This is a genomic window from Oceanithermus profundus DSM 14977, assembly GCF_000183745.1.
GTDB classification, from domain to species: Bacteria; Deinococcota; Deinococci; order Deinococcales; family Marinithermaceae; genus Oceanithermus; species Oceanithermus profundus.
This window is the reverse complement of sequence record NC_014761.1, coordinates 1,550,872-1,574,181: the sequence shown is the minus strand read 5'-3', so window position 1 is coordinate 1,574,181 and position 23,310 is coordinate 1,550,872. Positions and strand designations below refer to the sequence as shown.

General features: G+C 71.6%; 26 protein-coding genes. 15 read left to right on the top strand and 11 right to left on the bottom strand.

The annotated features are described in order from the left end of the window. The first annotated feature begins 48 nt into the window (after window positions 1-48). Window positions 49-1,137, top strand: coding sequence for a tetratricopeptide repeat protein (locus OCEPR_RS07795; protein ID WP_013458167.1), 1,089 nt, complete (start codon window positions 49-51; stop codon window positions 1,135-1,137). 58 nt (window positions 1,138-1,195) lie between these two features. Here the strand turns inward: OCEPR_RS07795 and OCEPR_RS07790 are convergent, their stop codons facing one another. The 7 genes from OCEPR_RS07790 to OCEPR_RS07760 all read right to left on the bottom strand — a co-directional run bounded on the left by OCEPR_RS07790 (window position 1,196) and on the right by OCEPR_RS07760 (window position 8,645). Beyond that, window positions 1,196-1,972, bottom strand: a complete 777-nt coding sequence (locus OCEPR_RS07790; protein WP_013458166.1) for a DUF533 domain-containing protein — start codon at window positions 1,970-1,972, stop codon at window positions 1,196-1,198. 76 nt (window positions 1,973-2,048) lie between these two features. Continuing rightward, the gene (locus OCEPR_RS07785; protein ID WP_013458165.1) at window positions 2,049-3,269 is read right to left on the bottom strand and encodes a uracil-xanthine permease family protein; all 1,221 of its coding nucleotides are present in this window, start codon (window positions 3,267-3,269) and stop codon (window positions 2,049-2,051) included. A 98-nt stretch (window positions 3,270-3,367) separates the two neighbouring features. Continuing rightward, window positions 3,368-4,522 (bottom strand): tRNA guanosine(34) transglycosylase Tgt, encoded by a 1,155-nt coding sequence (gene tgt / locus OCEPR_RS07780; protein WP_013458164.1) that lies wholly within the window; start codon window positions 4,520-4,522, stop codon window positions 3,368-3,370. Window positions 4,523-4,571: 49 nt separating this feature from the next. Next, window positions 4,572-5,372, bottom strand: a complete 801-nt coding sequence (locus OCEPR_RS07775) for a PulJ/GspJ family protein (protein WP_013458163.1) — start codon at window positions 5,370-5,372, stop codon at window positions 4,572-4,574. Continuing rightward, window positions 5,369-5,806: a type IV pilus modification PilV family protein gene (locus tag OCEPR_RS07770; protein WP_013458162.1), complete on the bottom strand. Its 438-nt coding sequence runs from the start codon at window positions 5,804-5,806 to the stop codon at window positions 5,369-5,371. Before OCEPR_RS07770 ends, OCEPR_RS07775 begins: the two co-directional genes overlap by 4 nt. Continuing rightward, window positions 5,803-6,246 (bottom strand): prepilin-type N-terminal cleavage/methylation domain-containing protein, encoded by a 444-nt coding sequence (locus OCEPR_RS07765; RefSeq protein WP_013458161.1) that lies wholly within the window; start codon window positions 6,244-6,246, stop codon window positions 5,803-5,805. The genes OCEPR_RS07770 and OCEPR_RS07765 overlap by 4 nt, the downstream gene beginning before the upstream one ends. Further along, window positions 6,243-8,645, bottom strand: coding sequence for a DUF4900 domain-containing protein (locus OCEPR_RS07760; protein ID WP_013458160.1), 2,403 nt, complete (start codon window positions 8,643-8,645; stop codon window positions 6,243-6,245). The genes OCEPR_RS07765 and OCEPR_RS07760 overlap by 4 nt, the downstream gene beginning before the upstream one ends. A gap of 151 nt (window positions 8,646-8,796) precedes the next feature. On the opposite strand from OCEPR_RS07760, the gene crcB reads away from it, so the two are divergent. From crcB to OCEPR_RS07735, 5 genes are read left to right on the top strand one after another with little or no spacing between them, the layout of a single operon-like run. Then, on the top strand, window positions 8,797-9,177 hold the full coding sequence (gene crcB / locus OCEPR_RS07755) for a fluoride efflux transporter CrcB (RefSeq protein ID WP_013458159.1): 381 nt from the start codon (window positions 8,797-8,799) through the stop codon (window positions 9,175-9,177). A gap of 10 nt (window positions 9,178-9,187) precedes the next feature. Then, on the top strand, window positions 9,188-9,529 hold the full coding sequence (locus OCEPR_RS07750) for a DUF190 domain-containing protein (RefSeq protein WP_013458158.1): 342 nt from the start codon (window positions 9,188-9,190) through the stop codon (window positions 9,527-9,529). 50 nt (window positions 9,530-9,579) lie between these two features. Next, complete coding sequence (locus tag OCEPR_RS07745) at window positions 9,580-10,410, top strand: 2-keto-4-pentenoate hydratase (protein WP_013458157.1); 831 nt, start codon at window positions 9,580-9,582, stop codon at window positions 10,408-10,410. Window positions 10,411-10,468: 58 nt separating this feature from the next. After that, window positions 10,469-11,026 carry a molybdopterin-dependent oxidoreductase gene (locus OCEPR_RS07740; RefSeq protein WP_013458156.1) on the top strand — a complete coding sequence of 186 codons (558 nt, stop codon included), beginning with the start codon at window positions 10,469-10,471 and terminating at the stop codon, window positions 11,024-11,026. Window positions 11,027-11,028: 2 nt separating this feature from the next. Then, the gene (locus OCEPR_RS07735) at window positions 11,029-11,895 is read left to right on the top strand and encodes a complex I NDUFA9 subunit family protein (protein ID WP_013458155.1); all 867 of its coding nucleotides are present in this window, start codon (window positions 11,029-11,031) and stop codon (window positions 11,893-11,895) included. On the opposite strand, the gene OCEPR_RS07730 is transcribed toward OCEPR_RS07735, so the two are convergent. Beyond that, entirely contained in the window at window positions 11,869-12,246 is a 378-nt protein-coding gene (locus OCEPR_RS07730; protein ID WP_013458154.1) for an ACT domain-containing protein, read from the bottom strand. The genes OCEPR_RS07735 and OCEPR_RS07730 overlap by 27 nt on opposite strands. Then, entirely contained in the window at window positions 12,243-13,319 is a 1,077-nt protein-coding gene (gene alr / locus OCEPR_RS07725) for an alanine racemase (protein ID WP_013458153.1), read from the bottom strand. Before alr ends, OCEPR_RS07730 begins: the two co-directional genes overlap by 4 nt. Before the next feature lie 181 nt (window positions 13,320-13,500). On the opposite strand from alr, the gene OCEPR_RS07720 reads away from it, so the two are divergent. The 6 genes from OCEPR_RS07720 to bshB1 are packed head-to-tail and all read left to right on the top strand — an operon-like array spanning window position 13,501 to window position 17,895. Next, entirely contained in the window at window positions 13,501-14,073 is a 573-nt protein-coding gene (locus tag OCEPR_RS07720; protein WP_013458152.1) for a cob(I)yrinic acid a,c-diamide adenosyltransferase, read from the top strand. Then, window positions 14,040-15,026 (top strand): ABC transporter ATP-binding protein, encoded by a 987-nt coding sequence (locus OCEPR_RS07715; RefSeq protein WP_013458151.1) that lies wholly within the window; start codon window positions 14,040-14,042, stop codon window positions 15,024-15,026. The genes OCEPR_RS07720 and OCEPR_RS07715 overlap by 34 nt, the downstream gene beginning before the upstream one ends. Continuing rightward, window positions 15,027-15,809, top strand: a complete 783-nt coding sequence (locus tag OCEPR_RS07710; RefSeq protein WP_013458150.1) for an ABC transporter permease — start codon at window positions 15,027-15,029, stop codon at window positions 15,807-15,809. Continuing rightward, window positions 15,810-16,589 carry an ABC transporter permease gene (locus OCEPR_RS07705; protein ID WP_013458149.1) on the top strand — a complete coding sequence of 260 codons (780 nt, stop codon included), beginning with the start codon at window positions 15,810-15,812 and terminating at the stop codon, window positions 16,587-16,589. It begins immediately after the preceding gene. Between the two features lie 17 nt (window positions 16,590-16,606). Further along, the gene (gene plsY, locus OCEPR_RS07700) at window positions 16,607-17,221 is read left to right on the top strand and encodes a glycerol-3-phosphate 1-O-acyltransferase PlsY (RefSeq protein ID WP_013458148.1); all 615 of its coding nucleotides are present in this window, start codon (window positions 16,607-16,609) and stop codon (window positions 17,219-17,221) included. Next, a complete protein-coding gene (bshB1, locus tag OCEPR_RS07695) occupies window positions 17,218-17,895 on the top strand; it encodes a bacillithiol biosynthesis deacetylase BshB1 (RefSeq protein ID WP_013458147.1) in 678 nt (225 codons plus the stop codon). The genes plsY and bshB1 overlap by 4 nt, the downstream gene beginning before the upstream one ends. On the opposite strand, the gene OCEPR_RS07690 is transcribed toward bshB1, so the two are convergent. Together OCEPR_RS07690 and OCEPR_RS07685 are read right to left on the bottom strand one after the other, a co-directional pair. After that, complete coding sequence (locus OCEPR_RS07690) at window positions 17,892-19,598, bottom strand: DHA2 family efflux MFS transporter permease subunit (RefSeq protein ID WP_013458146.1); 1,707 nt, start codon at window positions 19,596-19,598, stop codon at window positions 17,892-17,894. The two genes, bshB1 and OCEPR_RS07690, sit on opposite strands and share 4 nt — an antisense overlap. Beyond that, window positions 19,595-20,005: a MarR family winged helix-turn-helix transcriptional regulator gene (locus tag OCEPR_RS07685; RefSeq protein WP_013458145.1), complete on the bottom strand. Its 411-nt coding sequence runs from the start codon at window positions 20,003-20,005 to the stop codon at window positions 19,595-19,597. The genes OCEPR_RS07690 and OCEPR_RS07685 overlap by 4 nt, the downstream gene beginning before the upstream one ends. Window positions 20,006-20,137: 132 nt before the next feature. On the opposite strand from OCEPR_RS07685, the gene argF reads away from it, so the two are divergent. From argF to argJ, 3 genes are read left to right on the top strand one after another with little or no spacing between them, the layout of a single operon-like run. Then, window positions 20,138-21,040 (top strand): ornithine carbamoyltransferase, encoded by a 903-nt coding sequence (argF, locus tag OCEPR_RS07680; RefSeq protein ID WP_013458144.1) that lies wholly within the window; start codon window positions 20,138-20,140, stop codon window positions 21,038-21,040. Then, window positions 21,028-22,074 (top strand): N-acetyl-gamma-glutamyl-phosphate reductase, encoded by a 1,047-nt coding sequence (argC, locus tag OCEPR_RS07675; RefSeq protein ID WP_013458143.1) that lies wholly within the window; start codon window positions 21,028-21,030, stop codon window positions 22,072-22,074. Before argF ends, argC begins: the two co-directional genes overlap by 13 nt. A gap of 10 nt (window positions 22,075-22,084) precedes the next feature. Further along, window positions 22,085-23,227 carry a bifunctional glutamate N-acetyltransferase/amino-acid acetyltransferase ArgJ gene (gene argJ / locus OCEPR_RS07670; RefSeq protein ID WP_013458142.1) on the top strand — a complete coding sequence of 381 codons (1,143 nt, stop codon included), beginning with the start codon at window positions 22,085-22,087 and terminating at the stop codon, window positions 23,225-23,227. The last annotated feature ends 83 nt before the right edge of the window (window positions 23,228-23,310 follow it).

The window sequence follows — 23,310 nt, the reverse complement described above, 5'->3', positions numbered from 1 at the left end:
CCAGGGTCTCATGCGCCGCGGTTAGGCTGGGGAGAGGAGGCGAGGCGAATGCGCGCAGGGATCTGGCTGGTGCTCTTGTTCTTGCCGGTGCTGGCCCTCAGCCCCGAAGCGGTGCAGTTGCTGAACGAGGCCCGCGCCCTGGCCGAACAGGCGCAGGAAACCTACGAGGCCCAGTTTCCCGACAAGCCGCTCTGGGCCCAGGCCATCGCCAAGGCCGAGGCGGCGGCGAAGCTGGAGCCCGACGAGCCCGAGGTCTGGCGGGTCTTGGCGCAGATCTACACCACCACGGGCTGGTGGATCCGGGCGGAGAAGGCCTGGAAACGCTACCTGGTGCTCGCCGGGGAGTCCAACCCCGCTCCGCTCGCCGAGGCGCTGCGGGCGCTGGGCTTTCTGGCCTACCAGCGGGGCGACGTGAAGGCGGCCCTGGACTACTTCGAGCAGGCGTTGGTCCTCGAGCCCGAGAGCGAGGAGGCCCTGGCCTGGCTGGGCCGGATCTACCTGGAGCTGGGCGACGGCATCCGCGCCGCCGAGTACTGGCGGCTGGCGGCGAAGGTGAACCCCAGTCCCCGCAACACCTACTTCGCCGAGCAGGCCGAGAAGATGGCCCAGTACGGCTCCGAGGCGGTCAAGGCCTTCTACCAGGGCTACGCCGCCTGGGAGGCCGGCGACTACCCGACGGCCATCCAGCAGTTCGAGACCGCCGCGGGGCTCGCCCCCGACTGGTCCGAGGCCCACCGCTGGCTCGCCCGCAGCTACATGGACGCGGGCATGCCCGCGAGGGCGATCCCCCACTGGGAGAAGGTGATTGCCCTCGAGGGCAACCCCGCGGACGCCCGCCACTTCCTCAAGCTCGCGCGGGAGGCCGCGGGGGTAGGGCTCTCGGCCGCCGACGCCTTCTTCAAGGGGGTGGCCGCCTACGAGGCGGGACGGCTCGAGGAGGCCGAGCACTGGTTCGCCCGGGCGGTGGAGGCCGACCCCGAGTACGCCAAGGCCTGGCGCTGGTTGGGCCGCGTGCGCTACGAGCAGGGGCGCTACGCCGAGGCCGCGCGGGCCTACGAGCGGGCCGTGGAGCTCGACCCCGAAGACACCTCGGCCCGCTACTTCCTGCGGCTGGCGCGCCAGGCCGCGGGCGAGTGAGCGCGGGAAGGCGACGAAGAGGGCGCGCCGCGGCGCGCCCTTTATGCGCGGGAGGAAGCTAGGCGCGCACCGCCCGTTCGATGCGCGCGGCCACCGCCGCGGGCAGGTCCAGGGCCCGCTGCAGTTCTTCCAGGTAGCGGTTCTCGGCGGCCGTGTCCACCTCGACCGCGAGCAGCGTGGCCGCGTAGACCTGCGCGGCCAGCTCGGGGTCGCCGCGCGCGGCCTCGACCACCGGGCCCGCATCGGGCGGGCCCGACATCTGCTCGAAGACCCAGTCGCGCACCTCGCGGTCCGCGTTCATCGCGTCGAGCCGGCCCACGATCCGCCGGGCCTCGTCGGGGTCGATGCGGCCGTCGGCTTTGGCGGCGTTGATCATCGCCATCAGCACGACCTGCGCCGCGTTTTCGAGCTCCTCTTCCTCTTCGGAGGTCTCGGGGGCGCGCAGCCCCACGGGGGCACGCGCCGGCCGCCGGCCGTCCGGGGCCATGGCGGCCATCGCCAGGCCGCCCAGGAGGGCCATCAGGCCGCCGCCGAGGTCGCGCGCCCGGGCCGGACGTCCGCCCCCGAGCAGCTGGCCGGCCAGGGCCTCGAGCCCGCCGGTGTTCGCGCGGCCGCCGGAACCGCCCAAGAGCTGGCCCAGCACCCCCGCCGCGCCCCCGCCCCCGGAACCGCCCAGCAGCTGGCCCAGAGCGCCGCTTGCGCCACCGCCGCCCAGGGCCTCGCCCAGCATCTGCTCGAGCCCGCCGCCCTGCAACCCGCGTTTCAATTTTTCCGCGGCCCCGCCCGAAAGCTGGCTTTCGAGCAGGGCGCCCAGTACGTCGCTGAATCCCCCCATGCCGCTCCTTTCTGCACGTCGGAAGCCGAAGCAGCCCATTCTAACCGCGGGGTTTTAAAGCGGCGTAAAGGCCCGATCAGGCTTCGGGTTCGTCGATTTCGACGGGAAGCAGCAGGTTCACGATCACGCCCACCAGCGCCGCCAGCGCCATGCCGCTGGCCTGCAGCGGCACCTCGGCCCCGGCGACGGTGATCGTGCCCAGGTCGGCCACCGCTCCGCCCAGGCCCAGAACCAGGATGAGCGCCACCACGATCATGTTGCGCGAGTGGGTGAAGTCGATCTGCGCCTCCGAAAGGGTGCGGATGCCCACGCTCGCGATCATTCCGAAGAGGAGGATCGAGATCCCGCCCAGCACCCCAACGGGCAGCGTCTGCAGGAGCGCCGCCAGCTTGGGGCTGAAGCCGAGCAGGATGGCGAAGACCGCGGCGATGCGCAGGATCGCCGGGTCGTAGACCTTGGTGACCGCGAGGACGCCCGTGTTCTCGGAGTAGGTGGTGTTGGCGGGGCCGCCGATCAGGCCGGCGAGCGCCGTGGCCGCGCCGTCGCCCAGAAGGGTGCGGTGCAGCCCCGGTTTCTTGAAGAAGTCCTGGCCCACAACCCGGCCGTTGGTGAGGATGTCGCCGATGTGCTCCATCACGGTCACGAAGGCCACCGGAGCGATGAGGAAGACCGCGCCCAGCTCGAAGCGCGCCCAGGTGAAGGCGGGCAGGCCCACCCAGGCGGCCTCGCGCACCGGAGTGAGGTCGACCGCGCCGGTGAAGAGGGCGACGACGTAGCCCACGCCCACGCCCACCAGGATGGGCAGCATCTTGAACAGCCCGTGGAAGAAGACCGCGGCGACGATGGCGGCCGCGAGGGTGACGATGGCGAGCAGCCAGCCCTTGGTGGCCATGTCGATGGCCACGGGCGCCAGCGTAAGACCGATGACGACGATGACCGGTCCGGTGACGACCGGGGGGAAGACCCGGCGCACGCGCTCGGAGCCGATGGCCGTGACGACGAGCGCCATCAGCGCGTAGACCAGGCCGGCGGCGGCGATGCCCCCGCCGATGGCGGCGATCGAAAACCCCGCCTTACTGGCCGCCACCATGGGGGCGATGAAGGCGAAGCTCGACCCCAGGAAGACCGGCACCCGGCCGCCGGTGATGAGGTGGAAGAGGAGCGTTCCCGCGCCTGCGCTCACCAGCGCCACCGAGGGGTCGAGGCCGGTGAGCAGGGGCACCAGCACGGTGGCCCCGAACATCGCGACGGTGTGCTGCAGACCCAGGATCCACTTGTTCGGTGCGTGTCGTTCCATACCCGTTCCTCCCGGCAGGGATCAAAAAAACACGCCCCAAAGGGCGCGTGGCTGTGCGTGCGTCCGGCCCTGGGGCGATCCCATACCGGGAGTCCAGTCTACCACACCCCGGCGCGCGCCATCGCGTCTTCGAACCAGCCGGGCGCGCCTTCGGGCCAGCGGCGTTCGGCGAAGGCGCGGGCGAAGGCGCCGTAGCTGCCGGCCTCGACGGCCGCACGCGCCCGTTCCATCAGCCGGTGCAGGTAGCGCAGGTTGTGCAGCGAGAGCAGCCGCAGCCCCAGCAGCTCCTCGGTGCGCACCAGGTGGGTCAGGTAGGCGCGCGAGTGGTTCTGGCAGGCGTAGCAGTCGCAGGCTTCGTCGATGGGGGCGGGGTCGTCCTTGTGGCGGGCCGAGCCCAGGTTGAGCCGGCCCCCGTCCACCAGGGCGTAACCGAAGCGGCCGGTGCGGGTCGGGTAGACGCAGTCGAACAGGTCCACGCCCAGGGCCACCCCCGCCACCAGGTCCTCGGGGTGGCCCACGCCCATCAGGTAGCGGGGCCGGTCCTCGGGCAGCAGGTCGGTGGAAAGGTCCACCACCGGCACCATCTTCTCCTTGGGTTCGCCCACGGCCAGGCCGCCGATGGCGTAGCCGGGGAGGTCGAAGCGGATCGTCTCCAGCGTGCTCGTCCGCCGCAGGTCGGGCTCGACGCCGCCCTGGGTGATGCCGAAGAGGGCCTGATCGGGGCGCGTCTTGGCCGCCAGCGAGCGCTCGAGCCAGCGCAGGGTGCGCTCGAGCGAGCGCTTCAGGTAGTCGGGCTCCGAGGGGTAGGGCGGGCACTCGTCGAAGGCCATGACGATGTCCGCCCCCAGCTGCTCCTGCACGGCGATGCTGCGCTCCGGGGTGAGCAGGATGCGGTCGCCGTTGAGGTGGCTCGAGAAGGCCACCCCCTCCTCGCTGATCACCCGCCGGTGCCCCAGGCTCATCACCTGGAAGCCGCCGGAGTCGGTGAGCCAGGGGCCGGTGTAGCCGGTGAAGCCGTGCAGCCCCCCGAGCCGCGCGACGCGCTCGGGACCGGGCCTGAGCAGCAGGTGGTAGGTGTTGGCGAGCACGATCTGGCTGCCGATCTCGACGAGCTCGCGGTTCGAAAGCCCCTTGACCGTGGCCTGGGTGCCCACGGGCATGAAGAGCGGCGTGGCCACCTCGCCGTGCGGGGTCGTGAGCCGGCCCGTGCGGGCCTTGCCCTGCTGGTGGAGGACGCGGAACTCGAAGGCCATGGCGTACCTGCCCCACTCTAGGGTGCGCCTCGGGGTTGTGCAACCGGCGCTAGGGCCCGGTGCAGCCGACGCGGTAGTTGCGCGGAACGGCCTTGAGGGCGAGCGGCGGGCGGTCCGGTGGTGGAACCCGCACCGTTCGCTTCGCCGTCTTTTTCAGCATGCGCAGGCGCAGCTCCACCGAACCGTCGGGCAGGACGCGGAAGATCGTGTACCCCGGCGAGGCGTCCTGGGGTTGCACGTACTCCACCAGCAGCCGGCCGCTGCCGGAGAGGCCGCCGTTGGGGACCGGGGTGTTGGTGCAGGGCGGGTTGGCGCCGGTGTTGGGGGCAAAGCCCGCCAGGGTGCTGCGGAACTCCATGAGGACCCAGGTGCCGTCGTTGCGCGGGTCGGGGTCTAGGCGCTGGTCGCTGTCGCGATCGATCACCTCGTCGTCCAGGTAGTGGCTGCGCGGAAAGGCGTAGTAGGCGTAGAAACGGTAGCAGCCGTCGCGGTCGCTGGCGCAGTCCTCGTCCGGGTCCTTGGGCGGCAGCACCAGGGCCAGGAAGGGCTGGTCCGGGCCGCCGCCCACCGTCCAGGAGCTGGAGCCGGCGAGCGCGTTCGCGGTGGTCTTGCCGCCGTTGATCTTGATCGTCGTGCCCGCCGGGTAGACGTACCAGGCGAGCTTGACCTTGCTGGCGATCAGCTGCTGGGCGATCTGGGCCTCGTGCAGCAGCTCGTTGCGGGCGCTGATGTTCCCGGTGGCGTCGAAGGTGGAGGAGAAGATGCGGACGAAGACGAGGCCCAGGAACCCAAGGATCGCCAGGGCGATCAGCACCTCGAGCAGGGTGAAGCCCCGGCGTGCGCCGCTCACGGTCCGCCTCCGCCGGACGCCGGCCGGGCGACGTCGAGCACCACCTCGGCCTTGGGCCCGCCGCTGGCGGCCACGATGTGCACGCGCCGCAGCGGCGCGCTCGAGGCCGCACCCCCCGGGCAGGCGGCGAGGGCCCGGGGGGCGGAGGTGGGCGCGGCCAGGGCGTCCAGGTCCTGTACGGTTACGCTCACGCCCGCGGGGAGCGGTTCGGCGGCGAGGTCGAGGCAGCCGCCGGAGAACCGCGCGGGGTCCGTCCAGGCGCTCACGACGCGTTCGGCCACCTGCTGGGCCAGCGTGGTGTTGTTCAGGGTCTGCTGGTTGCTCTTGCTCATCTTGAAGAGCCCGCCGATCGGCCCCAGCACCGCCGCCAGCAGCACCCCCAGGATGACCGTGGCCACCAGGGCTTCGGCGAGCGAGAATCCGTTCCTGTTCATGGCGCCCTCCTCACGTTCGAGCGAATCACCTTTCCGGTGACGCCGACCACGCGCACGTCGGCCTCGAACCCGTACCCCCGGATCGTGATGCGGTGGGGGACGGCGTCGATCTCGCCGTAGGGGGCGGTGTAGGTGATCCGGCCGCCGACCGGGGGGTTGGCGAAGGTCAGGCCTGCGGGCAGGCGGGCGTCCACCGCGTTCGCGCCCAGGGTCAGCCGGTAGCTGGCCGCGCCGGTGCGCTCCCAGCGCGCCGGCAGGTTGGCGCGCTGGGCAAAGCTGCGGGCACGCTGCAGCGAGGCGGCCACCGCCGCCGTCGCCTCGCCCACCCGGCTGCGTTGCGTCAGGGGGCGCAGCGAGGCGTAGCCCACCGCCAGCACCGCGCCGAGGACGGCCAGCACGATGAGGAGCTCGACGAGCGAAAATCCCCTTCTGCGCATCATGGCCCTTCGACCGGCTTCCAGAAGCCCGAACCCGACCCGCCGGCGGGGCCCGCGAACTCGGCCGTGCTGCCCCAGGGAAGCTCGCCGTCGAAGGTGGGGAAGAAGGGCGGTACGAGCCCGTTGTTGCGCATCCGCGGGTCGTAGGTGAACTTGCGTCCGTAGCCGTTGCGGATCGTCAGGTCGGGTTTGAGTTTCCCGAAGCGCCCGTACCAGTTCTGGATCAACCCGCCGGTCAGGTGCAGGTAGCCCTTGGGGGGCCCGCTGTTCCAGCGCTGGTAGTAGACGCTGCGACTCGCGGACATGAGCACCCCGTCGATGTGCAGGTTGTAGGGGGCGTTGCCCTTGATGACGATCGCGCCCCGGTCGGAGTAGACGCCCAGCACGTTCCGCGCCCCGGTGTTCGGGCAGTCGGCCGGGGCCACCGACCCGTCGGCCCGCCGCTCGGGGGCCGAGGTGCAGGGGCGGTCCTCGTAGACGAGGTCGCGGTTGAGGCCGATGTTGCGGCCCACGACGGTCAGCTGCATGAAGTCGGCGATCGAGGGTTGAATGCAGTCGTAGCCGCCGTCGTTGGCGGTGACGGTGTACGGGCAGAGCCCGGGACGGGCGACGCTGTATCGCGGCCGGTGGGTCTCCCAGGGGCGGACGTCGCTGGTGGGCGGCGCCACCCCGCCCCCCTGGAGGGTGAACGAGGAGGTGCGGCCCCCGGGGACGTCCCGCCCCACGTAGATCACCCCGTTGAATCCGGTTCCCACGCTGTACCAGCCCGAGCCGTCGTTGCGCTCGACGTTGCCGGCCGCGTCGATGCGGAAGGCGTAGGTGAAACGCCGGATGTCGGGCGCGGTCGTGGGGCCGACCCAGTGCTGCCCCGGCGGGCAGGTCCCGGCCTGGGCGCGGACCGTCGCGGCGAGGCCCTCCGCGATCCAGGCGGCGGCCGCGCGTCCGGGGCCGGGGGCGCCCAGCCGGGCCGCGAGGTGCAGCGCGCCCTGGAGCAGGGGCGGCGCCCAACGTTCGACGCTGGGTCCCGCGGGTGGCGGGGGCGGCGGCGGTGGGGGCGGGGGAGGTGGCGGTCCGGGCGGTCCGGGCGGGGGCGGCGGCGGTGGATCGGCGACGCAGCGCCCGGGCACGGTTCGGGTGCCCACGTTGCGGCGTCCGTGAACCTGGACGAACTGGTACTTCACGCCGGCGACCACGTCGGTGCTCAGGGTGACGGCCTCGACGTTGACCGCCCCGGTGGACGAGGTGGAATCGTCGTCTTCGATGAAGAGGCCCCCGCGCTTGGCGGCGCGGTACTGGTCGCCGCTCGTCTTCGGGAGCGCGATGTAGTCCTTGTCCCAGGCGTGTCCGCCCTCGAAGGCGGGCTCGGCCCAGGCCGGCGGGATGGGGTCGATGGGGGGCGTGACCTTGACGTGGCGCTTGGCGCCCGCGTCCCAGTAGTAGTACCCCGGGCGCCGGTCCAGGCAGGCGTCCTTGTCGGCGTTCTCGGCTTCGCAGCCGACGCTGGTCACGCTGTCGCCGAACCAGGGCCGCCCGGTGAAGTTGAACTTGTCGTTGGTGTGCACCGGTCCGTCGAAGAGGGTTCCGTCGTAGAAGTAGACGCGTTCCGCGCCGGCGCCGGCGCCGGCGCGCTGGTAGTTGGTGAAGAGCATGAAGTGGGAGAAGCTGGGCGGGCGCAGGTCGATGCGCAGCTCGCCGGTGAACGCCTGTTCGATCTTGTGCCGGGCGACGTCGGTGCCCTCCTTGGCGAGGAAGCCGCTGGACACGGTCGGCCGGGCGCGGAAGGTCAGGCGCACCGCCGCGTTGGGCAGGACCTCGGCGCGCCAGGATTCGAAGCCGTAGGTCACGGTGTAGGCGGTGACGAGGCGGCCGCGGCTCTTCAGGGTGCGTTCGAGGGTTTGCGGCCCCAGCCGCGTGCGCCAGTAGTCCTCGGGCGCCGCGCCCCCGGGGTAGCGGGAGGCGTCAATGTGGCCGTCGAGAAAGATGCTGTAGGGGGCCGCGCGCGGGTCGGACCAATCGACCAGGTCGGGGTCGGCGGTGCAGATCACGCTTCCGACGGCCGGCTTGTCGGTGGGCACGAAGGCCGGGTCGCCGGGCTCGCTCGTGACCCCGCAGAACTTCTGGAGGTAGGTCCGCAGGGAGGCCCAGTCCGTTCCGGAGGGCATTTCGAAGTCGCTGACGTTCGCGATGAAGTCCGCCACCTCGCTCCCGACGAGGCTCAGCCGCGTCGTCGCCAGGGCGAGCCCGGACTCGGCGGCGTACTGGGCTTCGAGCGCCGCCTTTTGGTTGGCGGTCACGCGTTTGCCGGACAGGGAAAGGCTGCTGCTGACGGTAACGATGGCGATGAAGAGCAATAGGGCGAAAAGGAGGGTCACGACCAGGGCAATGCCGAGGGGTTTTTTCATGCTGCCGCCTCCGATGTATTCAATTCTAATCCAAACACGGCTGGATCCGGTACTCGTCCAACCTAACTGCACCTCAATGACCTTCAGTGTACCGTGACGGCCCCCGCGGCTTGGGTCACGCGCCGCGGGCCGGCGGACTATACTCTTGAGGGTGGAGCGCTGGCTATGGATCATGGCGGGCGGCGCCCTGGGGGCGCTCGGCCGCTACTGGGTCTCGGGCTGGGTGCAGCAGTGGGCCGGCTCGAGCTTTCCCTGGGGTACGGTCGGGGTCAACCTGATCGGCAGTTTCTTGTTGGGGTTCGTGATCCAGGCGAGCCTGATCGGCGGCTGGACCGGCGAGTTGCGCCTCCTCGTCGCCGTGGGCTTCCTGGGGGCGTTCACCACATTTTCGACCTTTGCGTTCGAGGCCCTGGAGCTGTTGCGGGCCGGCCAGGGGGCGGAGGCGCTGGCCTACGTGGGCCTGAACCTGGTGCTGGGGGTGCTGCTCGTGGCCCTGGGCATGGCCGCGGTGGCCGCGCTGCGCGGCGCGTGAGGAGGCGGGTATGCAGCTGAACGGTACGGCGGTACTGGCGCGGATTTTCCTGGGGGAGAGCGACAAGATGCACGGCCGTCCGGCGTACGCCGTGATCGTCGAGGAGGCGCGCCGCCGGGGAATTCGAGGCGCCACCGTCCTGCGCGGCATCATGGGCTTCGGCGCGGGCAGCCGCATCCATTCGGCGGCGATCCTGCGGCTTTCCGAGGACCTGCCGATTGTCGTGGAGCTCGTCGACGAGGAGGCGCGCATCCGCGGCTTCCTGCCCTGGCTGGGAGAGATGCTGGGCGGCGGGCTCGTCACCCTCGAGAAGGTCGAGGTCGTGCGCTACGCCGCAAAGGGCGGGGCATAGGCCCCGGACGCCGGTGGTATAAAAATACAAAACCGAAGGGAGGCAGGCAGGTGCGTATCAAGCTGCTGGCGTTCGTGGCCGTGTTGGTGGGCGCTTCGGCGGGGGCCGTTTCGCCCGACGGGTTGGTGCTGTACTGGTTGGGAAAGACGCCGGCTCCTGCGCCGTCGGTCGCGACGGTGGACGAGGGGCTGGACTTCCAGGCCGCCTTCGTGCGCGGGCTGGTTCCCATAGCGGGCGGACCGGTGGGGTACAAGGTGGGGCTCACCAGCAAGGCGGTGCAGGAGCGGTTCGGCGTGGACCATCCGCTGCGCGGGGTGCTGCTCGAGCGCATGCTGCTCGAAAGCGGCGCGCTGGTGCCCGCGCGCTTCGGCGCGGTGCCCGTCGCCGAGGCCGACCTGATGGTGCGGGTGAAGGACGCCGGGGTCAACCGGGCGAGGACGCCCGAAGAGGTGCTCGCCCACCTCGACGCGGTCATTCCCTTCATCGAGCTGCCCGACCTGATGCTGAAGAAGGGCGAGCCCCTGAACGGCGCGACGATCACCGCGATCAACGTGGGCGCGCGGCTGGGGGTGCTGGGCCGCCCCATCCCGGTCGAGGCCACCCCGGAGTTCGCCCGGGCGCTTTCGGAGATGCAGGTCTACGTGAGCGTGGACGACGCGTTGGTGATGAAGGTGCCGGGCAAGGCGATCCTGGGGCACCCCCTCAACGCGGTGATCTGGCTCGCCGAGGACCTGGCGCGCCGCGGCCAGGCCCTGAAGGCCGGCGACCTCGTCAGCCTGGGCAGCCTGGGCAAGCCCTTGCGCCCGCAGGCGGGGCAGACCCTGTGGGTGGGCTACAGCTTCGGCCGCTGGGGCGGCGAGGTGAAGGTCCGCTTCGAATAGGCGCGCGAATGTGTTTTCGGGCGGGCTGGGCCCGCCCGTTTTCGTTTAGATTGCGGGCATGAGGGACGACCTGCCTCCCGGCCAGACGCCGACGCGCAACTTCCCGCTCTTCACCGTGGACCCGGCCCCGCCCCTCGAGGCCGCGGCGCTGCGGCTGCGCGTCCTGGGTGCCGTGGAGCATCGCCTCGAGCTGGGTTGGGAGGAGCTGGCGGCGCTGGGGGAGGAGGCGCTCGAGCACGACTTCCACTGCGTCACCGGCTGGAGCCGCACCGCCACGCGCTGGCAGGGGGTGCCGCTCGCGCGGGTGCTCACGCAGGCGGTACCGAAGCCGGGCGCGACCCACGCGCTCGCCTGGTCCCGCGGCGGCTACAGCGCCAGCCTGCCGCTCGAAGACCTCACCGCCCCCGGGGTGCTGCTCGCCTGGTCGCTGGACGGCGCGCCCATTCCCCACGAGCACGGCGGACCACTGCGGCTGGTGGTGCCCCACCTCTACGGTTGGAAGAGCGTGAAGTGGCTCGCCAAGATCCAGCTCTTCGAGCGCGAGGTCGAAGGCTACTGGGAGATGCGCGGCTACCACCGCCGCGGCGATCCCTGGCGCGAGGAACGGTTCGGCTGACCATGCGGGTGCTCCTCGTCGGCGGCAGCGGCTTCCTGGGCACCCACCTGGCCCGGGCGCTTCTGGCTGCCGGGCACGAGGTCGCCGCGCTTTCGCGCCGGGGCGCGGGCCCGCTCGCGGGGGTGCGCTACCTGGCGGGGAACGCCGACCGCGGGCAGGGGCTCGAGGCCGTCCGCGCGGCCGACGCCGTGGTCTACCTCGCCGGGATCATCCGCGAGGGCGAGCAGACCTACGAGGCGGTGCACGTCCGCGGGGTTCGCCGGGTGCTGGAGGCCATGGCCGCGGCGGGCGTGCGGCGGATCGTACACGTCTCGGCCCTGGGGGCCCGGCCGGACGCGCCCAGCCGCTACCACGCGAGCAAGGCGCGGGGCGAGGCGCTGGTGCAGGCGAGCGGGCTCGAATGGACGATCTTCCGCCCCGGCCTGATCTTCGGCGAAGGCGACGCCTTCTTCGGCGGGGTGCTCAGGGACCTGGTGCGCCTGCCGCTGCCCTTCGTCCCGCTGGTGGGCGCGGGCGGCTACCCCTTCCGCCCCGTCTGGGCGGGGGACGTGGCCGCGGCCACGCTGCAGGCGCTCCAGCGGCCGCGAACCGTGGGCCGGCGCTACGACCTGGTGGGGCCGCACGAATACACCTACCGCGAGCTCGTCCGCCTGGTGGCGCGCACCCTGGGCGTGCGCAAGCCGCTGTGGCCGCTGCCCGTGGCCTTTTTCGCGTTGCTGGCGCGCCTCCCCGGCGCGCCCCTCACCCGCGACCAGCTGCTCATGCTGCTCGAGGGGAACACCGCGGACCCCGGCCCCCTGCTTGCCGACTTCGAGCTGGAACACCGCCCCCTCGAGGTCGAACTACCCCGGATCCTCGGCGCCGGCTAGTTCGTGGCCCGCGGCGGTCAGGGCGGTGCGGGCCGCCGCCAGCCGCGCGCCGGGCACGAGCAGGAAGTCGGTCGCCCAGGTAGAGAGCACGAAGACCGGCACCCCCGCTTCCGCGAGCGGGGCGGTGAGCGCGGCCAGCACGCCGGTCAGCCCGAAGTCGAGCGGCCCCTCCACCGCCAGCGCGCGCCAGCCGCCGCGGCAGGTCGCGCCCTGCGGGGCTTCCGCTTCGGGCCCCACCCAGGTGTAGCCGTCCGCGTCGCGCAGCACCGCGGCCAGCGCGCCGGGCCCGGGTTCGAGCGGGTGGGGCGCGGTACAGACCGCGTAGGGCTCCGCGAGCAGCATGAGCTTCATCCGTCCCCCAGATAGATGCGCGGCAGCCGGCGGCTGAGCGCCGTGGCCAGCTCGTAGTGGATCGTGCCCAGCGCCCGTGCCCGGCCGGTCAGGCCGGTGCGTTCGTCCAGGTCGGGCGTCACCACCTCGAAGACCTCGTCCAGCCCCACGGGCTCGGGCAGGCGCACCGTGGTCTGGTCCATGCTCACCCGCCCCGCCACCGGCGCGTAGCCGCCGCGCCAGCGCACCCAGCCGCGGTTCGAAAGCGCCCGCGAAAAGCCGTCGGCGTAGCCGAAGGGCAGGGTGGCGATCCACTCCTCGCCTCCGGCGCGGTAGCTGAGGCCGTAGCCCACACCGTGGCCCGCGGGCAGCCGCTTCACCTGGGTAGGCCGCGCCTTCCAGGCGAGGACGGGCTCGAGCCCCGGCGCTTCTTTCATATCCGGCGGCAGGCCGTAGAGCGCGACGCCGGGACGCACGAAGTCCAGCCCGGTGCCGAGGCCGGCCAGGATCGCCGCCGAGTTGGCCGCGTGCAGCGGGTAGCGGCGCGGCAGGGCGCGCGCGGCCTCCAGGAAGACCGCGAGCTGCCGCCTCGTTTCGGCTTCGTCCTCGTCGGCGACGGCGAAGTGGGTGTAGATCGCCTCGACCTCGAGCCCCAGCCCCTCCACCGCGGCCATGAAGCCCGCCAGCTCCGCCGGGGCCACCCCCACCCGACCCATGCCGCTGTCCACCTTGACCTGCACCCGGCCGCCCGGGCGCGCCGCGGCGAAGGCGCGCGCCGCGGCCAGGGTGACGAGCGTGGGGGTGAGGCCGTGCCGGGCGGCGCCTTCCGCGTCGTCCGGGTGGAGCGCGCCCAGAAGCAGCACCGGCTCGGCAATCCCGGCCGCCCGCAGCTCGGCCCCCTCGCCGCTGGTGGCCACGGCGAAGCGCCGGACCCCGCACCGTTCCCGCAGGTAGCGCGCCACCCGCACCGCGCCGTGGCCGTAGGCGTCGGCCTTGACCACGGCGATCAGCTGCGCGTCCGGGGCCCGGCCCGCCAGGTGCGCGCAGTTGCGCCCCAGCGCCCCCAGGTCGATCTCCAGCCAGGTCGGCCGCATGCCCCAAGCCTACCGGCCCCTCCGCGCCGCCGCAACGCGCATCAGGGACACCTGTCCTTACGCGTCGCGATACACTCACCTTGCTGCGTCCAAGATCCACTGATTGATCCCTCCCTCCGCAGGCCCGCGAAAGCGGGCCTGCACCCCTTCGCAGGCGTGCAGAGGCGGTAGGCTTTAGGGTATGAAGCTCTACACGCGCACCGGCGACGCCGGCGAAACCGGGCTCTACGGCGGCGAGCGCCTGGGCAAGGACCACCCACGGGTCCGGGCCTACGGCGAGGTGGACGAGGCGAACAGCCAGATTGGCTTCGTCCGCAGCCTGCTGCCGGAAGCCCTTGAGGACCTGGACGCCCACCTGGCGGCGATTCAGAACGCGCTCTTCGATCTGGGGGCCGACCTGGCCACCCGTTTTGGCGGCCCCCACGAAGCCAAGGTGCGGCGGATGGGGGAGGACGACACCGCCCTCCTCGAGGCCTGGACCGACCGCTACACCGAAGAGGGGCCGCCCTTCACCGGTTTCGTGCTGCCCGGGGGGCACCCCGCGGCCGCGGCGCTGCAGGTGGCGCGCGCGGTGGTGCGCCGCGCCGAGCGCGCGGTCGTCGCCCTCGCCCGCGTCGAGGACGTGAACCCCGAGGCGCTGCGCTACCTCAACCGGCTCTCCGACCTGCTCTTCGCGATGGCGCGCTGGCTCAACGCGCGCGAGGGGGTGAGCGAGCCGCTTTGGCAGCCCCGGCCGTCCTCGCCGAACAGCTGAGCAAGACCTTCCTGGTCGCGGAGAAGGACCCTGGCTTCGCGGGGACGCTGCGCCACTTCGTGCGCCGCCGCTACCGGCGCATCGAGGCGGTGCGCGGGGTGAACTTCGAGATCGCGCCCGGCGAGGTGGTGGGCTTTCTGGGCCCCAACGGCGCGGGCAAGACGACGACGCTCAAGATGCTGACCGGGCTGGTCCAGCCCACGAGCGGCCGCGCGCGGGTGCTGGGGCGCGACCCCTACCGGCGCGAGGCGGCGTTGCTGCGGAGCCTGACGCTGGTCATGGGCAACAAGCAGCAGCTCATCTGGGACCTCCCGGTCCTCGACTCGCTGCGCGTCAACGCCGCGGTCTACGAGATCCCCTGGGCCGAGGCCGAGCGCCGCACCGCGGAGCTGGCGGAGATGCTCGGGGTCGCGGACGTGCTGCGCCAACCGGTGCGCAAGCTCAGTCTGGGCGAACGGATGAAGGCCGAGCTGCTGGCTTCGCTTTTGCACCGGCCGCGGGTGCTCTTCCTCGACGAACCCACGCTGGGCCTCGACGTGAACGCGCAGCTGGCGGTGCGCCGTTTCCTGAAGGCCTACCGCGAGCGTTACGGGGCGACGCTGCTGCTCACCAGCCACTACATGGCCGACATCGAGGCGCTGGCGGAGCGGGTGATCGTGATCCACGAGGGGCGGCTGCTCTACGACGGGCCGCTCGGGGGGCTGGTCGAGCGGTTCGCGCCCTTCAAGGAGGTGCGGCTGGTGCTGGCGCGGCCGGCGGCGGCCGCCGCCTTCGCCCGCTACGGCGAGGTGGAGGAGGCCGGCGGCCTGCGGGTGCGCCTGCTCGTCGAGAAGGAGCGGCTCACCGCCGTGGTGGCGGAGCTGCTGGCGAACTTCGAACTGCGCGACCTCTCGGTGGACGAACCGCCGCTGGAAGAGGTGATCGGGCGGGTCTTCGCGAAGGGGGCGGTCTAGGTGCTCCTGGCCAAGGTGCGCACGCTGCTGGCGGTCCATTTCGCGTACATGATGGAGTACCGCGCCGAGATCTTCTTCTGGATCCTGGGCGGCCTCGTCCCCTTCTTCTTCATGGCCGCCTGGAGCGAGGCGGCGCGGCAGGGGTACACGCCGTACAGCCCCCTGGAGTACGCCCGCTACTTCTTCGCCGTCTTCGTCGCGCGCCAGCTCGCCATCGTCTGGGCCAACTGGACCTTCAGCGACTGGGTGCGCACCGGCAAGCTCTCCTTTTACCTGCTCCAGCCCCTCGACCCGATGTGGCGGCTGCTCGCCGACCACGTAGGGGAGCGGGGGGTGCGCTTTCCCGTCCTAGCGGTCATCGGGGCCGTCTTCGCCGCCCTCTTCCCGGGGGCGCTCGTCTGGCCCGGCTGGGGGGCGCTGGCGCTGGGGCTCGCCGCCAGCACGCTGGCCTTCCTCCTCAGCTTCTTCGTGGCCTACTCGGTGGGCCTGCTGTCGTTCTGGCTCGAAGACGCGACCGAGATCTTCGAGCTCTGGTACGTGCTGGTGCTCTTCTTCTCGGGGATGCTCGCGCCGCTTTCGCTCTACCCGGAGGCCGTGCAGCGGGTGCTCCTGTGGACGCCGTTTCCCCACCTCGTCTACCTGCCGGCGGCGCTCTGGTCGGGGCTCGAGCCCGCGGACGCGCGCGGCTTCGCGGTGCTGCTCGTCTGGACGCTCGTCTTCTTCGCGGCCTCGCGGCTGCTCTGGCGGCTGGGGCGCCGCCGCTACAGCGCGATGGGGGCCTAGGTGCGCTACCTGCGTCTTCTCGGCATCTTCTGGGCCGCTTCGGCGGCGGCGCGGATGGAGTACCGGGCGGCCTTCGTGGTGGCGATGTTCGCCTCCGTCATCGAGACGGCGGGCAAACTGTTCGGGGTCTACCTCTTCTATTCGAGCGGCTTCGAGCTGGGCGGCTGGCCCTGGCAGGAGGCCCTCCTCGTCCTCGGCTTCGCGCAACTGGTGGACGCCTTCTTCCTGCTCTTCTTCGTCCCCAACCTGCGGCGGATCTCGGAGATGGTGCAGGACGGCACCCTCGACTTCGTGCTGCTCAAGCCGGTGGACAGCCAGTTCTGGGTGAGCGCGCAGAAGCTCGATCCCATCGGCCTGCCTTACCTGCTGCTGGGCGCGGCGGTGCTCGGCTACGCCGGGTGGGCTTCGGGTCTGGCGGCGGGCGGCTGGGCGTGGCTCGCCTTCGCCGGCGCCGGCGCGGTCTTCCTGGTCTACGCCCTGGCCTTCCTGCTGGCCACCACCTCGATCTGGTTCGTCAAGATCTTCAACGTCGTGCACTTCCTCAGCTCGATGATCTGGAGCGCCCAGTATCCGGTGCAGGCGTACGCGCGCCCCTTCCGGCTCTTCCTCACCTTCGTGCTGCCCGTCTACTTCATGACCACGGCGCCGGCGGAGCTGGCGCTGGGCCGGGTGGGGGGCGGCGCGCCCTGGGCGATGTTCCTCGTGGCCCTGGGGCTCTTCGCGTTTTCCCGGGCCTTCTGGCGCTTCGCCCTGCGTTTCTACACCTCGGCCTCGAGTTGAGGTCTTAGAATGCGGGCGTGAGCCTCTACGCCCTCGTCACCCTGCTGCTCGCCTACCTGTTCGGATCCGTGCCCGCCGGCGTGCTGATCGCACGCCTCTACGGGGTGAACATCCGCGAGGTCGGCTCGGGCAACATCGGCGCCACCAACGTGCTGCGGGCGCTGGGGTGGGGTCCGGCGCTCGTCGTCTTCGCCTTCGACATGTTCAAGGGCGGTCTGGCGGTGCTGATCGCGCGGGCGCTGGGCGTCGACGGCTGGCTGCTGGGCGGCGTGGCGCTGGCGGCGGTGCTGGGGCACAACTTCTCCGTCTTCCTGGGGTTCAAGGGCGGCAAGGGCGTGGCCACCAGCTTCGGCACCGTCCTCTTCCTCGATCCCGAGGTCGCCCTCTTCGGTTTGGTCGTGGCCCTCGTCGTCATCGCCCTGACGCGGTACGTTTCCGCGGGCAGCCTGACGGGCACCTCCGCGGGCCTCGTCTACGCCGCCTTCGTGGGCCGCCCCGCCTGGGAGCTGACGGCGCTGGCGCTGCTGGTCGCCCTCGTCTTCTGGACCCACCGCGAGAACGTGGTGCGGCTGCAGCAGGGCAAGGAGCGCCGGTTGGGGGAGAAGGCCGACAGGAAGCCGAGGTACCCGTGACGCTCGACCTGCTCGTGGTGGCCCCGCACCCCGACGACGCCGAGCTCGGTGCCGGCGGCACGCTGGCCAAGGCGGCGCGGGCCGGGCGTGCGGTGGGCGTGATCGACCTCACCCAGGGCGAGCTCGGGAGCAAGGGCGACCCCGAGACCCGCGCCCGCGAGGCCGAGGCGGCGGCGCGGGTGCTGGGGCTGGCGTGGCGCGCCAACCTGGGTCTGCCCGACGGCGGCGTGGCCGACGCCCCCGAGCCCGCCCGGGCGCTGGCGGCGCTGCTGCGCCGCACCCGCCCGCGGGTCGTCCTGGCGCCCCACCCGGAGGACCGCCACCCCGACCACGTGGCCGCGGCGGCGCTGGCGCGCCGGGCGGTCCACCTGGCCGGCCTTGCGCGCGCGGACGTCGAGGGCCGGCCTCACAAACCCGAGCGGTTCCTGCACTACCCCGGCAACGCGCCCGTCCGCCCGGACCTGCTCGTCGACGTCAGCGACGTGATCGAGGTCTGGGAAGCGGCCGTGCGCGCCTTCGCCAGCCAGTTCGAGGGAGAGGACGTCAGCGAAACCGTGGGCCCGGCGGGGCTGGAGGCCCGCCGGGCGCTGCGCCGCTACTGGGGCAACCTCGCGGGGGTGGCCTACGCCGAACCGCTGGCGAGCCCCCGCCCCTGGTTGCTCGACCTTCCTTAGTCCCCGGGGCTGAAGTGGGCGCGCCCTTCCAGCCGCGCGTCGGGAATGAGGAAGGTGGCCGCCAACCCCAGAACCACCAGCCAGGCGGCGTAGAGGTAGACCTGCTTCATCGCCTCGGTGATGGCGAGGTTGAGCGCTTCGGTGACCTGCCGCTTGAGCTGCTCCGCCTGTGCGGCGAGCTCTTCCTTGACCTTGGCGAGCACCATCTCGCGGTAGGCCGCCGGCGGGGGCGGCCCTTCGAGCATCTGCTTCAGCTCGGCCGGCAGCAGCGGGTTCTTCAGAAGGGCGGCCTTGGCCGCCTCGTCGCCGGAGAGGGCGCGCTCCAGTTCGTCGAGGGTCGCCTGCAGCTCGGTGTCGAAACTGCGTTCCAGCGCGCCGGGGTCGCGCATCGCCCCGAGGTCGACCTTGCCGTTCGTGAGGTTGCTCGGCAGGTTGGCGCTCAGCTGGGTTTGCAGGCTCGCCGCCAGCACCGCGCCCATCAGGGCGATGCCCATCGTCGAGCCGATCTGGCGGAAGAACTGGGTGGCGCTCGAGGCCGTTCCCATGCGTTCAGGCGGCACCGCGTTCTGCACCGCGAGCGTGAAGAGCGGCATCCCCGGGCCCAGTCCCAGCCCCATGCTGACCATCAGCGCCAGCACCTGCCACAGCGGGGTGTCCACCTGGATCAGGAAGTGCATGGCGAAGAAGTTGACGAGCAGCCAGCTCATCCCCCCGATCATCAGGGGCTTGTAGCGCCCCCAGCGGCTGGCGATCTGGCCGGAGCCGATCGCGCCGACGATGGCGCCCAGGGTGAGCGGGGTGATCGTGAGGCCGCTCATCGTCGCCGAGATCCCCTTGACCTGGATCAGGTAGAGGGGCAGGAAGAACATCGCGCTCAGGAAGGCCGCCCCGAAGAAGAAGAGGGCCACGCTGGCCCAGCGGAAGACGGGGTTCTGGAAGAGGGTGAGGTCGAAGAGCGGCTCCGGCGTGTGCGTCTCCACGTAGACGAAGAGCGCCAGACCCGCCGCCGCCCAGGCGAAGAGGCCGAGGATGACGGGGCTCGTCCAGGCGTACTCGTGGCCGCCCCAGGAGGTGGCGAGCAGCAGCGGGATCGTCCAGAGGGCCAGGGTGAGGGCGCCGCCCAGGTCGAAGCGGTGCGTCGAGGCCGGGCGCAGCACGGGCATGTGCACGGCGATGAAGTACACGGCCACGGCGCCTACCGGCACGTTGATGTAGAAGACCCAGTGCCAGGAGAGGTGGTCGGTGAGGAGTCCGCCCAGCCAGGGGCCCACCACGCTGGCGATGGCGAAGACGGCCCCGAACAGCCCCTGGAACTTCCCGCGCTCCCGCGGCGAGAAGAGCAGGCCGATCGTCGTGGTGGCCACCGCGAAGAGGGCCCCGCCGCCGATGCCCTGCAGTCCGCGGAAGGCGATGAGCTGCTCCATCGTTCCCGAGAGGCCGGAGAGCATGGAGCCCACCAAGAAGATGACGATGGCCCAGAGGAGCAGCATGCGGCTCGAGACCAGGTCGGCCAGACGGCCGAAGATGGGCACCGCGATTGTGGAGGCGAGCAGGTAGCTGGTTCCCACCCAGGCGTACTTGTCCATCCCGCCTAGGTCCTGCACGATGCGCGGCAGCGCGGTGGCCACGATCGTCTGGTCGAGCGCCGCCAGGAAGATGCCGAGAAAGATGCCGATCAGGGTTAGCCGTTGGGTGCGGTTCATGCGTGTTCCTCCAGCATGCGGTCCAGAAGGGCGATCAACGTCGCCCGTTCCTCGGGGGCCAGGCGGCTCAGCCGGTCGCGCAGGCGTTCGACCAGGCAGACGCGCCCGGCCTCCAGCGCCTCCCGCCCCTTGGGGGTGAGGGTGAAGAGGAAGCGCCTCAGGTCCTGGGGGTCGTGCTCGCGAACGATCAGACCCGAGCGTTCCAGGCGTTTGAGGGCGTGGGTGACGCTGGGTGCGGGCAGGTGCAGCTCGCGGGCCAGCTGCCCCGCGTGGGGGCGCTTCTCCACGAAGGCGAGCAGCATCAGCTCCTTGGGGTTGAGGCCGTACTCGCCGATGCAGGGCGCCGCCTCCTGCGCCAGGGCGCGTTGCAGCCTCCAGATGCGGGTGAGCAGGGGCCAGGCTTCCACGGGGAAGAGGATAGCACGACGGTTGAAATGTTTCAAGTGAAACTATAACGCTTTGAAAGCGTAGGATTGGGTTGAATAAACATGCGAACCCCGCCTATACTGAAGCACGTTGTCTTGGGAGGCGCATCCTGTATGTCCAACCACCTCTTGTCGATCTCCGATCTCGATACCGACCGGTTGCACGCCCTGCTCAGAACCGCGGAGCAGTTCAAGAACGCGCGTTACCGGGGCAGTGAACTTCGCGGCAAGACGCTGGCCATGATCTTCGAAAAGCCCTCGCTGCGGACGCGCACCACCCTCGAGGTCGCGGCCGTGCACCTGGGCGGGCACGCGGTCTACCTCGACGCCCGGCAGGTGGGTCTGGGCGTGCGCGAGCCGGTGCGCGACGTGGCCGAGAACCTGGGCCGCTGGGTCGAGGGGGTTTCGGCGCGTGTGAATAAACATGAAACGGTGGCCGGACTCGCGGAGTTCGCGGGCGTGCCCGTGATCAACGCGCTGTCCGATGCGCACCACCCGTTGCAGGCGCTCGCCGACCTGATGACCCTGAAGGAGAACTTCGGCCGGCTCGCCGGGGTTCGCCTCGCCTACGTGGGCGACGGCAACAACGTGCTGACCTCGCTGCTCGAGGCCGCGGCGCTTGCGGGGCTCGAGGTCGTGGTGAGCACCCCCGAGGGTTACGAGCCCGACGCCGGGCTGCTCGAGCGGGCGCGCGCCCGGTTCGTGCGCGATCCCTTCGAGGCCGTGCAGGGGGCCGACGCGGTCTACACCGACGTCTGGACCTCGATGGGGCAGGAGGCCGAGGCCGAGCGCCGCCTGCGCGACTTCGCGGGCTACACGGTCACCCCCGAGCTGATGGAGGCCGCCGGGGGCGAGGCCATCTTCCTGCACTGCCTGCCGGCCCACTACGGCGAGGAGGTGGTCGAGGAGGTGGCCCACGGCCCCCGCAGCCGCATCTTCGATCAGGCCGAGAACCGCCTTCATACGGTCAAGGCGGTGCTCGCCCACTACCTGGGAGGCCGTCCTTGGTCCGGGTAGCCATCCTGGGGGCCAGCGGCTACGGGGGTTCGGAGCTGATCCGCATCCTCGGCCGCCACCCCGAGGTGCGGCTCGTGGGTTTCAGCAGCCGCGCCTACGCCGGTCGTCCGCTCAGCGCCGCCTGGCCCCAGATCGACCTGAACACCCCCTTCGCCCAGGTGGAGGAGGCGGTGGCCGAGGCCGAGCTGGTCTTCATGGCCCTGCCGAACGGCATCGCCATGGAGCTCGCGCCGCGGCTCGTGGAGGAGGGGCGCCGGGTCGTCGACCTTTCCGGCGATTTCCGGCTGCCGCCCGACGTCTACGAGGCCTGGTACGGCATCCGCCACGCGAGCCCCGACTGGTACCCCCGCGCCCGTTACGGGCTCACCGAGCTGTTTCGGGACGACCTCCCCGGCGCCGAGCTGGTGGCCAACCCCGGCTGCTACGTGACCGCGGCCAGCCTGGCGCTGGCGCCGCTCGTGACCGCGGGGCTCGACGGGCGCGTGGCCGTCGCCGCCATGAGCGGCGTCTCGGGGGCGGGGCGCGACGCCGGGGGCACGGCGTTCGCCGAGGTGAACGAGAACCTGCGCCCCTACAAGCCCGCGGGCCGGCACCGCCACACCGCCGAGATCGAGTTCAACCTGGCGCGGTTGCGCGCCCAGGGGCGGAAGGTTCGGACCCACGGCCCCGCCGAGGCGCGGCCGCTCTCGTTCACGCCCCACCTGGTGCCAATGACCCGGGGCATCCTGGTGACCGCCTACGTCGACCCGCCCCGCGGGGTCGCGCCGGGGGAGCTGGCGGAGCTGTTCGGGGAGTTCTACGCCGGCGAACGCTTTGTCCGCCTGACCGAAGACCTGCCCCAGACCAAGGGCGTCTACGGCGCCAACACCGTCTGGATCAGCCCCAAGCTCGACGAGCGCACGGGGCAGATCGTCGTCTTCGCCGCCATCGACAACCTGGTCAAAGGGGCCTCGGGCCAGGCGGTACAGAACATGAACGTCGTGCTCGGGTACGACGAGGGGTTGGGCCTGGAGACCCACGGGCTCTGGCCCTAGGAGGTGCGGCATGCGGTTACCCGAAGGATTCACGGCCGGTGCGGTGGCCAGCGGCATCAAGCCCAGCGGTCGCCCCGACCTCGCGCTGGTGCGGATCGAACCCCAGGCCGACTGGGCCTACGTGGCGACCACCAACCGCGCCGCCGCGCCCTGCGTGGGGCGCGGCCGGCGGCTTTACGCCGGCGGAGCGCCGATCGCGGGCCTGATTGTCAACGCCGGAAACGCCAACTGCGCCACCGGGGAACGGGGCGTGGCCGACGACCGCAGGCTCGCGGAGTTGGCGGCGCGCAGGCTGGGCCTTGCGCCCGAGGCGGTGCTGACGGCCTCGACCGGGGTGATCGGCGTGCCCCTCCCGGTCGACAAGGTCGAGGCCCGCATCGATGCGATCGAGCTCGGGCGCGACCTGGAGGCCTTCGCCGAGGCGATCCTCACCACGGACACCCGCGTCAAGCTGAGCGAGCGGCCGCTGCCCGGCGGCGCGCGCGTGGTGGGGGTGGCCAAGGGAAGCGGAATGATCCATCCCAACATGGCGACGATGCTCGCCTACCTGTTCACCGATGCGGCGGTGGACCGGGAGGCGTTGCGCGACCGCTGGCCGCGGGTGGTGGGGGCCACCTTCAACCAGGTCACCGTGGACGGCGACACCTCCACCAACGACATGGCTGTGCTCTTCGCGAGCGGTCGGGCCGGGCCGGTCTCCGACGGGGCCTTCTGGGAGGCGGTCCACGCGGTGGCCCGGGACCTGGCGCGGCAGATCGCCCGCGACGGTGAGGGGGCCCAGAAGCTGATCACGGTGCGGGTGCGCGGGGCGGTGAGCGAAGCGGAGGCGCGGGTCGCGGCGCGCGCGGTGGCGGCGAGCGCGCTTTGGAAGGCCGCGGTGCACGGCAACGACCCCAACTGGGGGCGCATCCTGGTGGCCCTGGGGTATTCGGGGGCCCGCTTCGAGCCCGAGCGGTTGGAGATCCGCCTTCAGGAGACCGTGATCTACGACGGCGGGGCGGTGCCCTACAGCGGCATCGCCTTGTCGCAGGCGATGCAGGCGGAGGAGGTCGTGGTGGACGTCGACTTCCGCGAGGGCGCGGGCGCGGGCGAGGCTTGGGGCTGCGACCTCACCGAGGGCTACGTCAAGATCAACGCCGAGTACACCACCTAGCCGTCCGTGGGGGTGGAAAACCCGTTCCCATGGGATGTTTTGCCCTGGTGCTGTGCTATACTTTAATGCGTAACATAACTTGG